The organism is Vibrio vulnificus NBRC 15645 = ATCC 27562, assembly GCF_002224265.1.
Lineage (GTDB): Bacteria > Pseudomonadota > Gammaproteobacteria > Enterobacterales > Vibrionaceae > Vibrio > Vibrio vulnificus.
The window spans coordinates 1,738,185-1,751,239 of record NZ_CP012881.1; the positions used below are offsets into that span (position 1 = coordinate 1,738,185).

Genomic DNA, 13,055 nt, shown 5'->3' on the forward strand with positions numbered 1-13,055 from the left:
TGCAGATATACCAGAAGGTCGCCTTGGCGGCCTTTTTTGCGTTTTGTTCAAAACAATAGCTCTGTCCAATATTCGGAAAAAGTTAATTATTTTGGTGAATCTTTCGACTATTCCTTTCTGTCTTAAATTGTTACATTTGTACCTGTTGTTAATGAGGTAGATAACACCTTGGTTTATTTAGTTTTATCTCATAAACAACCATGCAAAGGAGAATAATAATGAACAACTCAAACCTAGGACAAAGTTTGAAAGTGGAAGAAAGACGTCAGTTGCTTCGCCGTGGCATCAAAACGGCGATTATTGGTGTGCCGTTGTTGGCGCTAGGACTCACCATCAATAGCTCGGTGTTAATGACTGATGCGGGCTATAGCTACGTGCACCAGAACAATATTACTGGTGAGTTGGATGTGTTTACCGAGCCTGGTATTCATTTCCGCATGCCGTTTTTATCGAAAATCACCCAGTATGATCAGGTGATCACGGTGTCGTTTGGTAACAATGCAGGTGAGGATTTCTATCAGCGTTTGGACCCGGTGCAAGTGCGATTTGCCGATACGTATATAGGGCAAATTCCAGTGACGTTCCGCTTTAAGTTGAGCACAGATCCGGAAGCGTTAATCAAAATGCACCGTGAGTTTCGCAACAATAGCAACTTGATTGATGCACTGTTGGTGAAAAACGCGCGTAACGTCACCGTGATCACCGCTACCCAGTACACGGGTGAAGAGTTTTTCCAAGGTGGCTTAAACCAGTTTAAATCGAAACTGGGTGATCAACTACGTGAAGGGATTTATCTGACCGAGCGTCGTCAAGTGGAAGTGGAAGAGTTGGATTTGGCTCCGGTTGGCGTTGATCAATCAAATGCGAATCAGCTACAGCGTACTAATCAGCTAGTATGGAAAACCGTACCAGTGTTGGATGGGACCGGTCAGCCGATTCGCCAAGATAATCCACTGCAGCAATATGGTATTCAGGTTACTCAGGTCACCATTGGTGATCCTCAGCCTGAAAAGCAGTTGGATCAATTACTGGCGGATAAAAAGCGTTTAGTGGCTGATCGTATTCGAGCGATTCAAGAGCAGGAAACATCGAAAGCGCAGGCGGAAACGGAACAACTTCGTAAAGAAATTCAGCGTACTCGTGAAGTACAAGACGCTCAGCGTCAAAAAGAGTTGGCGATCATCTCGCAGCAAAAGGATGTTGAAGTGGCACGCCAAATCGCTGAACGCGAAATTGTCGAAGTGGAGAAAACCAAGCGTCTTGCGGAAGTGGAAAAAGAGAAAGAGCTGGCGATAGCGGAAGCCAACCTTGCGATTCAAAAAGCCAACTCACTTTCTGCTGAGTTTGAAGCGAAAGCGATTTTAGAAAAAGGTCGTGCTGAAGCGGAAGTGCTTAAAGCGAAATACGCGGCATTAGGGGCCAACCGAGAAGTGTATTTGGCTGAGCTAAACCGAGATGTGGCCAATTCGCTGTACAATAATCTGCAAAACTTCCAAGTGCAGATGCCACAGAACTATATTGGTGGCAGTGATGAAACGGGGTTGAAAACAAACTTAGACGTCATTACGGGGTTCGGCGCACTTGGCTTGATGGACCAAACCAAGAAAGTGGTCAATAAATAAAGCAGTTGAAACAATGGCAATAAAAAAGCTGGCGACAAGCCAGCTTTTTCTTTTTCAGTGCGCCATGCTTACAGCATGAAAATGAACACCACCGCCAAGGCTGAAATCAATCCAGCAATCGCGTAACAGGCAATTTTGCCGACCACGCCAGTGTGGAATTTGAGATCATGCATGCCGTGGTGAACACGGTGCATCGCATGCCACATTGGTAAGGCCAGTGTCGCGATGATAAACAATGCGCCGATGATGCTGGTGGCAAAGCTCACCACTCGGTCGTAACTCAGCGCTTCTGCACTGATCACGCCCATTGGCACAAGAATACCCAGTACCAAAACAGTAACCGGTGTGATCATGGCAAACCAAGTACCGCCTGCACCAAACAGGCTCCACCAAACTGGCTCATCAGAACGTTTTGGCGCTCTATCTACGTTGTAATTCGGTTTCATCGTTAAAGCTCCTTACACCACGATAAGTACGATCAGTGAGATAAATGCCACCGCCGCCCACTGAGCGAGCACGATGATTTTTTTATCAACAGGTTTGCCCTTCAAACGAATTGGCATGACCTGAGGCATCATACTGAAGAAGGTGTGAGCATGAAGTAGGCTGCCGAGTAAGGCGACGATGTTAATCGCGATCACCACTGGATTCGCCATAAAGTTCAGCCATGTTTGCCAAGCTTCTGGCCCTTTCACCAGAGAACCCAAACCGACAGTCAAGAACAGGGTGAAGAGAATCAGTGGCAGCACCGTCGCTTCACGTAGCATGTAGAAGCGGTAGAATGGGTGATCTTTCCACCAAGTGCGTTTTACTTCACGAACGTAAGGTTTACGATTACTCATTCTTATGCCTCCTGTGGTTTCAGCATTGCAATGACGAAGTCCATTGATGACTCGACTTTGCCTTGGTTAACCGCGGCAGCAGGATCAACATTCTTCGGACAAACTTCAGAACAGTAGCCAACAAACGTACAGCCCCACGCACCGTTTTCACCATTGATCAGCTTCATACGTTCTGCTTTACCATTGTCACGGCTATCTAGGTTGTAGCGGTGTGCCAAAGTCAGTGCTGCTGGACCAATGAACTCTGGGTTCAAACCGAACTGTGGACACGCTGCGTAGCAAAGACCACAGTTAATACAACCCGCGAACTGCTTGTATTTTGCCAGCTGTTCAGGGGTTTGTAGGTTAGTACCATCTTCTGGTTTGCGGTCGTTGCCAATGATGTAAGGTTTGATCGCTTCTAGGCGCTCGATGAACGGCGTCATATCGACAATCAAATCTTTCTCGATTGGGAAGTTTGCTAATGGCTCGATTTTCACGCCATCTGGGTAGTCGCGCAGGAAGCTCTTACACGCCAGTTTTGGCACGCCGTTGACCATGATGCCGCACGAGCCACAAATCGCCATACGACAAGACCAACGGTAAGAGAGGTTTTTGTCGAGATGATCTTTAACGTAGCCCAGAGCATCAAGTACCGACATGGTTTCATCAAACGGGACTTCGAAAGCTTGAAAACGAGGTTCTGCGTCTGTTGCTGGGTCGTAACGCAGAATGTCTACTTTTTGAATGCGGTTTGCCGACATTATGCTTGCTCCTCTGCGTTTTTCTCTGCGGCCTTAGCGGCTTCTTCAGCGGCAGCTTTCTCTGCTGCTTCACCATACAAACGTGCTTTAGGCTGAGACTTAGTGATAGTCACGTCGCTGTAGCTGATGTTTGGTGCTTGATCTTCTTGGAAGAAAGCCAAAGAGTGCTTGAGGAAGTTCACGTCATCACGATCGGTACAGCCGTCGTCAAGACGTTGGTGAGCACCACGAGATTCTTTACGTAGAATCGCAGAGTGAACCATTGCTTCCGCCACTTCTAGGCCGTAACCCACTTCGATTGCGTAGAGAAGGTCGGTGTTGAACACTTTGCCTTTATCTTTGATGCTGATGCGCTTGTAACGCGCTTTAAGCTCAGTGATCTTATCGATAGTGGCTTGCATCAAATCTTCTTGGCGGTAGATACCACAGCCCGCTTCCATGGTGTGACCCATTTCCGTGCGGATATCTGCCCAGTTCTCATCGCCTTCTTGGTTCATTAGCGCTGCGATACGCTCTTCAACCGCTTTCACTTGTGCAGCGATAGACGCGTCGTTCCAGCCTTTGAATTCAGCCGCGCGTTTCACCGCTTGCTCACCCGCAACGCGGCCAAACACCACAAATTCTGCTAGTGAGTTCGAACCAAGGCGGTTTGCACCGTGCAGACCAACAGAAGCACATTCGCCAACCGCGAACAGGCCTTTAATGCGTGTTTCACACTGTTTGTCCGTTTCAATACCACCCATGGTGTAGTGAACCGTTGGACGAATTGGAATCGGCTCTTTTGCTGGGTCAACGTTCACATACGCTTTGGCAAGTTCACAAATGAACGGTAGACGCTCTTGCAGGTATTCTTCGCCTAGGTGGCGCAAATCTAGGTGTACCACGTCACCGAGAGGGTGCTTGATGGTGTTGCCTTTCTGCTGCTCGTGCCAGAACGCTTGAGAAACTTTGTCACGTGGACCAAGTTCCATGTATTTGTTCTTCGGCTGGCCAACCGGTGTTTCTGGGCCCATGCCGTAGTCTTGCAGGTAACGGTAGCCGTTTTTGTTAACAATGATACCGCCTTCACCACGACAACCTTCGGTCATCAGGATACCGGTGCCTGGTAGGCCCGTTGGATGGTATTGAACAAATTCCATATCGCGTAGAGGAACGCCGTGACGGTAAGCCATTGCCATACCATCGCCCGTTACAATACCGCCGTTGGTGTTACAGTGATAAACGCGACCTGCACCACCGGTTGCAAGCACTACGGATTTCGCTTTGATCGTGACCAACTCACCTTCTGCCATGTGGATGGCGATCAGGCCTTGAACTTCACCGTCATCAACAAGCAGATCCACCACAAAGTACTCATCAAAGCGGTTGATGTTTGAGTACTTCATTGAAGTTTGGAATAGGGTGTGTAGCATGTGGAAGCCAGTTTTGTCTGCCGCAAACCACGTACGCTCAACTTTCATACCGCCAAAGCGACGAACGTTGACTTCGCCATTCTCCTTACGGCTCCATGGGCAACCCCATTGCTCCATTTGGATCATTTCGCGTGTCGCGTTTTCAACAAAGTATTCAACAACATCCTGTTCACAAAGCCAGTCACCACCACCAACGGTATCGTTGAAGTGATTGTCTAGGCTATCCTCATCCTTGATAACTGCTGCTGAGCCACCTTCTGCTGCGACCGTATGAGAACGCATTGGGTAAACCTTAGAAATTAAGGCTACTTCCAGATCCGGGTTTGCTTCAGCCGCTGCAATAGCAGTACGAAGACCAGCGCCGCCTGCGCCGATGACTGCGATATCTGTGATGATAGTTTGCACAGTTATCCTCCAGTGTGTGAGTGCGGAAATCCGCTTGTTATTGTGAGATAGGGGCGTAGACAAACGCATACTCCCCAAAAGTAGTAGTGACAGTGTAGAAGAGCTTTGTGATAGAAAAATTGATGTATTTAGGTTTTTGCTTCGGAAATGCAAATATGAGCATAGAATTTATAGGTTATGTGATAACTGTCACGGCAGCTTGTGTTGAGGATTCAACTGCTTGAGCTGCAAGGTGTTAATTGGATGTTGCCGATGATTTTTATCATCAATAATCGCAACCAATTTGTTGCTGTTTTTAGCTTGTACAACGTTGTTTTTGTGCTCAATAGCGATTGAGAAGTTGCTTGCAAAGGCTGAAGAAGGTGGTAAGTTCCACCGCAGAGTTATTGAGTTGAGAGTCAAAAATGCAAGCCGATTGGAAACCGACCGCATCAATTGAACAGCTGCGTCAACGCGCCGTTTTGATTGCCAATATCCGTCAATTTTTTGCCCAGAGAGGGGTGTTGGAAGTGGATACGCCAGCGATGAGCCACGCCACGGTTACCGATATCCATCTGCATACGTTCCAAACCGAGTTTGTGGGGCCTGGTTATGCTCAGGGGCGTCACCTTCACTTGATGACTAGTCCAGAATTTCATATGAAGCGTTTATTGGCGGCGGGAAGTGGCTGTATCTACCAAATGGCCAAGGCATTTCGTAATGAAGAGAATGGCCGTCACCACAATCCAGAGTTCACTATGCTGGAGTGGTATCGCGTTGGTTTTGATCATCACCAACTGATGGATGAAATGGATGATTTACTGCAACTGACACTCAAGTGTGGGGCTGCTGAACGCATGACGTATCAGCAAGCGTTTCTCTCTGTGCTGGGTGTTTGTCCGCTAGAAGGCTCCATGGCGGAGCTGAAAATCGTCGCAGCAAGGTTAGGTTTGAGTGATATCGCAGAGCCAGAAGAGGATCGTGATACCTTGCTACAACTGCTCTTTAGCATCGGTGTGGAAGCTAAGATTGGTCAGCAGGTGCCGGCATTTGTTTACGATTTTCCTGCCTCTCAAGCGGCATTGGCGAAGATTAACCCGAATGATTCTCGTGTTGCAGATCGCTTTGAGGTGTACTTTAAAGGTATCGAGCTAGCGAATGGTTTTCATGAGCTCGACAACCCACAAGAGCAGCTGACACGCTTTGAGCAAGACAACGCGAAGCGTATTGATATGGGGCTGACTCCACAACCGATAGATTACCATCTGATTGCGGCATTGGAATCGGGTTTACCTGCTTGTGCTGGGGTGGCATTAGGCGTTGATCGCTTGATTATGTTGGCGCTTGGCTGTACTCACATCGATGAGATCACCGCTTTTCCTTTTCCTATTGCGTGAGAATCGCTATGAAAAAACGGTATTTGTTGCTTATTTATGCGTCCTTAATCGCATTTTTATCATTGCGTTCTTCGAGCGGATTACAAGATTGGGGCGACATTCCGAACCTAGATAAGCTGCAGCATTTCATGGCGTACAGCTGTTTCTCGCTGCTCGCGGCAGTCAGTGTAAGGCATTGGTGGCAACGTGGTGTTGCCGCTTTCGCTATTTTGCTCTTTAGCGGTGGGATCGAATTGGCACAAGCTTACGTTGGTAGGGAAAGCTCGTGGTTTGATCTGTTGGCGAACTTATCTGGGATTATACTAGGCTTACTAACGTATAAGCTCTATTGCGTTTATCGATCTCGAAATGTGAAATCGATATACTCCAATGACTAGGTCGTTTTTCTCTTTTTCCTAATATACGATTTTATTCACGGAATAGGATCGGTTAGCAGGGGAAGATAAGCGAGCCCAGTGAGCAAGTTTTATCTTTCTAAGAAAGGGATTACACCACAATAATGAAAACACGTGAGAAGATCGTGCATGCTGCCCTTGAGCTGTTTAATCAGCACGGCGAGCGCAGCATCACCACTAACCATATTGCTGATCATATTGATATTAGCCCAGGTAACCTTTACTACCACTTTCGCAACAAACAAGAGATTGTGCGCGAAATTTTTGCTTTGTATGCGCAAGAACTGATTGAGCGCTTTACGCCAGTTCAAGAAAACCAAGAAAGTTTGGTGTTGTTGAAGCGCTATCTTGATTCGATCTTCACCTTGATGTGGAAGTACCGTTTTTTCTACGCCAATTTGCCTGAAATCCTCTCTCGCGATGAAGAGTTGCATCAACAATACATTGAAGTTCAAGATAAGCTACAAGCCAACCTAGTGGCGATTATGCGCGAGTTTGTTTCCCTTCAACTACTTGAATTAAATGAAGATGAACTCAAGTCCTTAGTGCGAACTTTGCACCTGATTGCGTGCAGTTGGTTAGCGTATCAGTCCGCTATGTCGCCCAAAGTCGCGATCACCGAGCAAATGGTACAGCAAGGCATGTTGCAAATGATTGCCGTGGTGAAGCCGATTGCGACGGAGCAAGGTATGGAGCAGTTACTGCTGCTCGAAGATGGCGTGCGCGCCCTGCACGGCTAAACATCTCACATTCAAGACATCCCTCTTATATATGACCATAAAGCATCATTCATGACTTTATGGTCGTTGACTTCTCTCCCTCACATCGGAAAATATCCAACAAATAATCAAACAGATATGGATATCTTCTCCGATGAATTACGACATCTTTAATGGCGATGCTGATGGCATTATTGCCTTGTTGCAACTGAGACTTGCCGAGCCAACATCCGCGACGTTGGTCACTGGTGTAAAACGCGATATCAAGCTGGTGGAGAAAGTGGCAGCACAGGCGGGCGATCATTTGACGATCCTCGATATTTCGATGGAGAAAAATATCGCTGGAGTGCAAGCCGCCTTAGCGGCCGGGGCGCGGCTGTTTTATGCCGATCACCACAAAGCGGGAGAGATTCCGGCTCACCCCCATCTCGATGCTCATATCGATTTGGATGCCAACATTTGTACAGCGCTGATAGTGGATAAGCTTTTGGACGGACGTTTTCATCACTGGGCCATTACCGCCGCGTATGGCGACAACTTGATCGCGCGCGCTGATGAGCTCGCCATCAAAGCGGGTTTGAATGAGCAACAGAGAGCGCAGTTGTGCGAATTGGGGACGTTAATCAATTACAACGGTTATGGCGAAAAGTTGGCGGATTTGCATTTTGACCCCGCAGAGCTGTTCTTGAGTTTGCTTGCCTACTCATCTCCTTTCGATGTGATTGCCGATGCCATCTCGCCTTACCATCGATTAAAACAAGCCTATGAGCAAGATTTACACGCAGCGCAAGCCGTGTTACCAAAGCATCAAAGTGACAAGTTGGCTTTGATAGAGCTGCCAGATACACCAGCGTCGCGCCGAATCAGTGGGGTGTTTGGGAATTTATTGGCGAATCAGACACCAGAGCGAGCTCATGCGGTTCTGACGCGCAATCAAGATGACTCTTACACTGTCTCTCTACGTGCACCGTTAGCCAATAAGCAAGGGGCGGGCGATATTTGCAGTTCATTTGCCACGGGTGGGGGAAGAGCGGCAGCTGCAGGCATTAATGCCTTAACCGCAGAAGAGTTACCCCGTTTTATTGAGGTCGTGGAAGCCTACTATTAGGTGGCAACGCGAACGAAAAATGGGAGCCTTGGCTCCCATTTTGTTGGCGAGGATTGACGTTGCTACTTCAACGGACGAGCCAGTTACGCGGATTTTGTGCTTCACTATTGCGGCGAATTTCGAAATAGAGTGACGCTCGATCTTGCCCGCCCGTGTCACCAGCAAGGGCGATCACTTCGCCTGCGGTGACTTTGTCGCCTTCTTTTTTCAACAAAGCCTGGTTGTAGCCATACAAGGTCATATCGCCTTTGCCGTGGTCTATCAACACCACGAGGCCATAGCCTCTTAAATACTCAGCAAATACCACCGTACCAGGGTAAACCGACTTGACTTGTTCACCATAGCGAGCCGCGATAACAATGCCTTTCCAGTTGATTTGTCCCGTCTGTTTGGTTCCGAACTGGTGCAGTATTGAGCCTTTTAATGGCCAGGGCAGCTTCCCGGCTTGTTTGGCTAAACCATCCATAGGAATGGCATTGCGTTTAGCCGCTTTAGCAATTTCTGCTTTCAGACGCGTTTCATTACGCTGCAGCTCTGCGAGGTAGTTTTTGTCGCTGGAAATACTTTGTTTGATGTTACCGAGTGTCTTTTTACGTTGGCCTTGAGTTTTCGCCAGTTGTTCGTGTTTCGTCGATTGTTGCTTGAGTAAAGATTCGATCTGACTTTGCTCATTCAGCAACTGCTGCTGACTTTGTTCAAGCTGTTTCTTGGTGGATTCTAACTCGTTGATGGTTTCCGCTCTCGCTTTGGCGAGATGCTGGAAATATTGGCTGATGCGATCTTCTTCGACGCCCTGTTGCAGTAATGAGGCAGAGGCATTGGCTCTTTGGGTGACATAGTAGGTTTGGATGAGGGTTTCTAAGCGTTCTGTTTGCGCTTTCTTTTGGCCTTCAAGTTCATCCATTTTGCGTTGCAACTGCCCCACATTCGCTTTTGCCGTAGCCAGTGCTTGCTTAGTTTGTTTAATCTCTTTCTCTAATTGCGCGATGCTTGTTTCTTGGCTGCGAAGCGATTTTTGCAGCTCGTCGAGCTGCTTCTCTTGATTCGATAAGGCTTTTTGCTGGCGAGAAATTTCATTTTTGACCCCTTGTAGCTCACTTGGACTCGCCGCATTGGTCGGAAAGCTCAGAAAAGTAAGAAGAACGCAGGTGGAAAGGAAAAAAAAGCCTGATTTGTTGGTTTTCTGTTTTGCCACGTACGTTCTTTCCTGAGCTATCAATGAAATCAGCATTGCGCTTGTTATGGCGCGCAGTTAGATGCCGTCACCGTCAATGAAGTTAGGGTATTTCCCGTTAAAGCCTTGATCCATATCGAGAGAGGGCTTGTCGGATTGTGGTCTCCCTACAATTCGTGCGGGTACACCAGCGACGGTAGTATGCGGTGGAACCGGTTGAAGTACAACGGAGCAGGAGCCAATTTTTGCACCTTCTCCAACTTCGATATTGCCAAGGATTTTCGCCCCAGCACCGATCATCACCCCTTCGCGGATCTTAGGATGTCGGTCGCCGCACTCTTTACCAGTACCACCTAACGTCACGTCTTGCAGGATGGATACATCATTTTCGACGACAGCGGTTTCCCCGATCACGATACCTGTTGCGTGATCAAGCATGATGCCTTTGCCGATACGAGCCGCAGGGTGAATATCCACTTGGCATGCCACCGAGATTTGGTTCTGCAGATAGGTCGCCAGCGCGTAGCGGCCTTGTTTCCACAACCAATTTGCCACGCGATAGCCTTGCAAGGCATGGTAACCCTTAAGGTAAAGCAGTGGGATAGAATACATAGAAACCGCCGGGTCACGATTCACCGTCGCACAGATATCGCAGGCGGCAGAATCGGTGATGTTAGGGTCAGCCGCAAAGGCTTCTTCAACCACTTCACGCACGGCCATCGCGGGCATGGAGGCCGTGTTCAGCTTATTGGCTAAAATGTAGCTCAACGCAGCACACAAGCTTTCATGCTTGATGATGGTGGCGTGATAAAAACTGGCGAGCATCGGCTCTTGCTCCGATAGCTCACGGGCTTCTTTGACAATGCTCTGCCAGACTTTTTGTTTTTCACAGTGTTTCATGGCGTATTCTCACTACTTTGGAATGGGGGCCAAAGTGTCCTTATTTTCCTTCGGATTTCTTATCGCGAGCCAGCAGATCTTGCGCTGCCAGGCGCGCATCCTTTCCTTGATATAATACTTGATAGATTTGGTCAACAATAGGCATCTCAACGCCCATACGTTGTGCCAGCATCCACACCTCTTTGGTGTTGCGGTAGCCTTCGACCACTTGGCCAATATCCGCTTGTGCCGTGTCGACGTCTTTTCCTTGCCCAAGTGCAAGGCCAAAGCGGCGGTTACGTGATTGGTTGTCGGTACACGTCAGCACCAAATCGCCCAAACCAGCCATGCCCATAAAGGTTTCTGGCTGTGCTCCCAGTGCGGCGCCCAAACGACACATTTCTGCCAAACCACGAGTGATTAATGCGGTACGAGCGTTGGCACCAAAACCGATTCCGTCAGACATCCCAGCACCAATGGCGATGACGTTTTTCACCGCGCCACCGAGTTGCATGCCAGTAAAATCACTATTGGCATAAACACGGAAGGTTTTGCTGCAGTGGATTTTTTCCTGTAGATCGGCGACAAACTGCGCATCTGGTGAGGCGACAGAAATGGCGGTTGGCATACCTGCAGCCAGCTCTTTGGCAAAGGTTGGGCCTGACAACACGGCCAACGAGTAGTGTTCACCCAGTACATCAAACGCGACGTCTTTTAGAAGGCGACCAGTTTCAGGTTCAAGGCCTTTGGTGGCCCAGCAGATACGAGAGTCATCACGCAGATAGGGTTTTAAGCTATTGAGCACAATACCAAACACATGGCTTGGTACGACAACCAACAGATCTCGGCTTGCTTGCACGGCTTTTGCTAAATCGGATTCCACAATCAGGCTCGCTGGGAACTCAATACCGGGCAGGAATTCTTGGTTTGCGCGATCCGCTTCGAGCTTAGCCATATGCTCTGGTTCATGCCCCCAAAGGACAACGTTGGCACCGTTACGTGAAAGTGAGATTGCTAATGATGTACCGTACGAACCTGCGCCGATCACAGTCATTGAAATCTCTTTGCCGTAGGCGTTATTAACCAGTGTTTGAGTCATGCGTTTACCTGATGGTTGGTTTCATGATGATTGGCAGAGTATACCCTCATTAAAGCGAGCTTGGGTATCGCTTACCTAAGTTAGAGCCAATAAAAAATGCACATAACATCGTGTTTTCGGATGCATGTGCATTTCTTTTAATGCCTTTCACTGCGAACAGTGAGAGGGGAATTCCATACGGAATTAAGCTTGTTCTGCACCTTGTTGTGCAGCTTGCTGTTGTAGGTAGTTCATGAACAGCGCATCAAAGTTTACTGGCGCTAGGTTCAGTTGAGGGAACGTACCTTTCACCACTAGGCTTGAAATGGTTTCACGCGCATATGGGAATAGGATGTTTGGACAGAATGCACCTAGGCAGTGAGCCAATTGACCTGCTTCCATCTTCTCTGCTGTGAAGATACCGCCTTGTTGAACTTCACATAGGAATGCGGTTTCTTCTGCGTTTTTCACTGTGACAGTCAAACGTAGAATGACTTCGTAAACGCCTTCACCTAGCTCACGGCTTTGCGTATCGAGATCCAGTTTCACATCTGGGTTCCACTCTTTTTGGAACATGACTGGTGAGTTTGGCGCTTCGAAAGAAACATCTTTTAGGAAGATACGTTGGATAGCAAAGTGTTGTTGGGTATCTTGTGGTGCTGCTTCAGCCATTTTTAAATCCTTCAATATTCGTTAAATCAGACTTGTCGCTTCAAGCCTTGAATGTGTCTGCCCTGAGACTAACCGAGCCATTCATCAATGACCAGATCAACCCGTCATTACGTGCCAAGTATCACAACTTAGATGATTAACTGCTTTGATAATAACCAGTTATCTGACGGGTTTTAGTGGGAATTAACGTTTGCTACGTACCAAAGGTAAGTTCGCTTCGCTCCACGAAATCAGACCGTTTTTCAATACGCTGACGTTTTCAAAACCCGCTTTAGCCAACAGGTTAGCGCTTTCTTGCGCGGTTTGGCCTGTTTTGCATACTACGATGATTGGGTCAGATTTACGGTTTTCAAGGCTACCGAAGTTACCGTTCTTGATGTCTGATGGCAAAATGTGAACTGCGTCGGTGATGTGACCTTTTTTGAACTCGTCTTTCGCACGAATATCGATCACTTGGCCGTTTTCACGGTTTACCAATGCGGTAAGTTCGTTGACAGTAATGATCTTGTACGCGGCGGTAGCCGATTTCACGAAGCTCATTATCACGGCGATCACTAGGCCAACCCATGCCAAAAACATGATCATATTTTGCTGAATAAAGTCGATGTACTCTTGCATCTTGTTTGCTCT

14 protein-coding genes are annotated in these 13,055 nt (G+C 47.9%); 5 read left to right on the forward strand and 9 right to left on the reverse strand.

All coding sequences use genetic code 11. The features are described from left to right. Positions 1 to 218: 218 nt before the first annotated feature. Complete coding sequence (locus AOT11_RS08075) at positions 219 to 1,622, forward strand: SPFH domain-containing protein (protein WP_026050333.1); 1,404 nt, start codon at positions 219 to 221, stop codon at positions 1,620 to 1,622. Between the two features lie 68 nt (positions 1,623 to 1,690). Here AOT11_RS08075 and frdD read toward each other — a convergent pair whose 3' ends face one another. From frdD to frdA, 4 genes are read right to left on the reverse strand one after another with little or no spacing between them, the layout of a single operon-like run. Continuing rightward, positions 1,691 to 2,068 (reverse strand): fumarate reductase subunit FrdD, encoded by a 378-nt coding sequence (gene frdD, locus AOT11_RS08080; protein ID WP_017419744.1) that lies wholly within the window; start codon positions 2,066 to 2,068, stop codon positions 1,691 to 1,693. A 12-nt stretch (positions 2,069 to 2,080) separates the two neighbouring features. Then, positions 2,081 to 2,464 carry a fumarate reductase subunit FrdC gene (frdC, locus tag AOT11_RS08085; protein ID WP_011079252.1) on the reverse strand — a complete coding sequence of 128 codons (384 nt, stop codon included), beginning with the start codon at positions 2,462 to 2,464 and terminating at the stop codon, positions 2,081 to 2,083. Between the two features lie 2 nt (positions 2,465 to 2,466). Beyond that, the gene (locus tag AOT11_RS08090) at positions 2,467 to 3,207 is read right to left on the reverse strand and encodes a succinate dehydrogenase/fumarate reductase iron-sulfur subunit (protein ID WP_017419743.1); all 741 of its coding nucleotides are present in this window, start codon (positions 3,205 to 3,207) and stop codon (positions 2,467 to 2,469) included. Then, positions 3,207 to 5,024: a fumarate reductase (quinol) flavoprotein subunit gene (gene frdA, locus AOT11_RS08095; RefSeq protein ID WP_017419742.1), complete on the reverse strand. Its 1,818-nt coding sequence runs from the start codon at positions 5,022 to 5,024 to the stop codon at positions 3,207 to 3,209. Before frdA ends, AOT11_RS08090 begins: the two co-directional genes overlap by 1 nt. 404 nt (positions 5,025 to 5,428) lie before the next feature. Between frdA and epmA the strand changes: the two genes are divergently transcribed. The 4 genes from epmA to AOT11_RS08115 all read left to right on the forward strand — a co-directional run bounded on the left by epmA (position 5,429) and on the right by AOT11_RS08115 (position 8,622). Continuing rightward, on the forward strand, positions 5,429 to 6,400 hold the full coding sequence (gene epmA / locus AOT11_RS08100; protein ID WP_017419740.1) for an elongation factor P--(R)-beta-lysine ligase: 972 nt from the start codon (positions 5,429 to 5,431) through the stop codon (positions 6,398 to 6,400). 8 nt (positions 6,401 to 6,408) lie between these two features. Then, positions 6,409 to 6,777, forward strand: coding sequence for a VanZ family protein (locus tag AOT11_RS08105; protein ID WP_017419739.1), 369 nt, complete (start codon positions 6,409 to 6,411; stop codon positions 6,775 to 6,777). 122 nt (positions 6,778 to 6,899) lie between these two features. After that, complete coding sequence (locus AOT11_RS08110) at positions 6,900 to 7,535, forward strand: TetR/AcrR family transcriptional regulator (RefSeq protein WP_011079257.1); 636 nt, start codon at positions 6,900 to 6,902, stop codon at positions 7,533 to 7,535. Between the two features lie 133 nt (positions 7,536 to 7,668). Beyond that, the gene (locus tag AOT11_RS08115; protein WP_017419738.1) at positions 7,669 to 8,622 is read left to right on the forward strand and encodes an acetyltransferase; all 954 of its coding nucleotides are present in this window, start codon (positions 7,669 to 7,671) and stop codon (positions 8,620 to 8,622) included. A gap of 67 nt (positions 8,623 to 8,689) precedes the next feature. Here AOT11_RS08115 and AOT11_RS08120 read toward each other — a convergent pair whose 3' ends face one another. The 5 genes from AOT11_RS08120 to AOT11_RS08140 all read right to left on the reverse strand — a co-directional run bounded on the left by AOT11_RS08120 (position 8,690) and on the right by AOT11_RS08140 (position 13,043). Further along, positions 8,690 to 9,853 carry a murein hydrolase activator EnvC family protein gene (locus AOT11_RS08120; RefSeq protein ID WP_017419737.1) on the reverse strand — a complete coding sequence of 388 codons (1,164 nt, stop codon included), beginning with the start codon at positions 9,851 to 9,853 and terminating at the stop codon, positions 8,690 to 8,692. A 21-nt stretch (positions 9,854 to 9,874) separates the two neighbouring features. Beyond that, complete coding sequence (cysE, locus tag AOT11_RS08125) at positions 9,875 to 10,696, reverse strand: serine O-acetyltransferase (RefSeq protein ID WP_011079261.1); 822 nt, start codon at positions 10,694 to 10,696, stop codon at positions 9,875 to 9,877. A 40-nt stretch (positions 10,697 to 10,736) separates the two neighbouring features. Next, positions 10,737 to 11,774, reverse strand: coding sequence for an NAD(P)H-dependent glycerol-3-phosphate dehydrogenase (gpsA, locus tag AOT11_RS08130; RefSeq protein ID WP_017419736.1), 1,038 nt, complete (start codon positions 11,772 to 11,774; stop codon positions 10,737 to 10,739). A 183-nt stretch (positions 11,775 to 11,957) separates the two neighbouring features. Further along, entirely contained in the window at positions 11,958 to 12,425 is a 468-nt protein-coding gene (gene secB / locus AOT11_RS08135) for a protein-export chaperone SecB (RefSeq protein ID WP_011079263.1), read from the reverse strand. 183 nt (positions 12,426 to 12,608) lie between these two features. After that, on the reverse strand, positions 12,609 to 13,043 hold the full coding sequence (locus tag AOT11_RS08140) for a rhodanese-like domain-containing protein (RefSeq protein ID WP_011151335.1): 435 nt from the start codon (positions 13,041 to 13,043) through the stop codon (positions 12,609 to 12,611). Positions 13,044 to 13,055: the final 12 nt, after the last annotated feature.

Excerpts from the sequence above, each read along its gene's own strand:
- epmA (WP_017419740.1), top strand. The coding sequence starts at position 5,429 with ATGCAAGCCGATTGGAAACCGACCGCATCAATTGAACAGCTGCGTCAA.
- AOT11_RS08120 (WP_017419737.1), bottom strand. The coding sequence starts at position 9,853 with ATGCTGATTTCATTGATAGCTCAGGAAAGAACGTACGTGGCAAAACAG.
- AOT11_RS08090 (WP_017419743.1), bottom strand. The coding sequence starts at position 3,207 with ATGTCGGCAAACCGCATTCAAAAAGTAGACATTCTGCGTTACGACCCA.
- AOT11_RS08110 (WP_011079257.1), top strand. The coding sequence starts at position 6,900 with ATGAAAACACGTGAGAAGATCGTGCATGCTGCCCTTGAGCTGTTTAAT.
- frdC (WP_011079252.1), bottom strand. The coding sequence starts at position 2,464 with ATGAGTAATCGTAAACCTTACGTTCGTGAAGTAAAACGCACTTGGTGG.
- frdD (WP_017419744.1), bottom strand. The coding sequence starts at position 2,068 with ATGAAACCGAATTACAACGTAGATAGAGCGCCAAAACGTTCTGATGAG.
- cysE (WP_011079261.1), bottom strand. The coding sequence starts at position 10,696 with ATGAAACACTGTGAAAAACAAAAAGTCTGGCAGAGCATTGTCAAAGAA.
- AOT11_RS08075 (WP_026050333.1), top strand. The coding sequence starts at position 219 with ATGAACAACTCAAACCTAGGACAAAGTTTGAAAGTGGAAGAAAGACGT.
- AOT11_RS08105 (WP_017419739.1), top strand. The coding sequence starts at position 6,409 with ATGAAAAAACGGTATTTGTTGCTTATTTATGCGTCCTTAATCGCATTT.
- AOT11_RS08115 (WP_017419738.1), top strand. The coding sequence starts at position 7,669 with ATGAATTACGACATCTTTAATGGCGATGCTGATGGCATTATTGCCTTG.
- gpsA (WP_017419736.1), bottom strand. The coding sequence starts at position 11,774 with ATGACTCAAACACTGGTTAATAACGCCTACGGCAAAGAGATTTCAATG.
- AOT11_RS08140 (WP_011151335.1), bottom strand. The coding sequence starts at position 13,043 with ATGCAAGAGTACATCGACTTTATTCAGCAAAATATGATCATGTTTTTG.
- secB (WP_011079263.1), bottom strand. The coding sequence starts at position 12,425 with ATGGCTGAAGCAGCACCACAAGATACCCAACAACACTTTGCTATCCAA.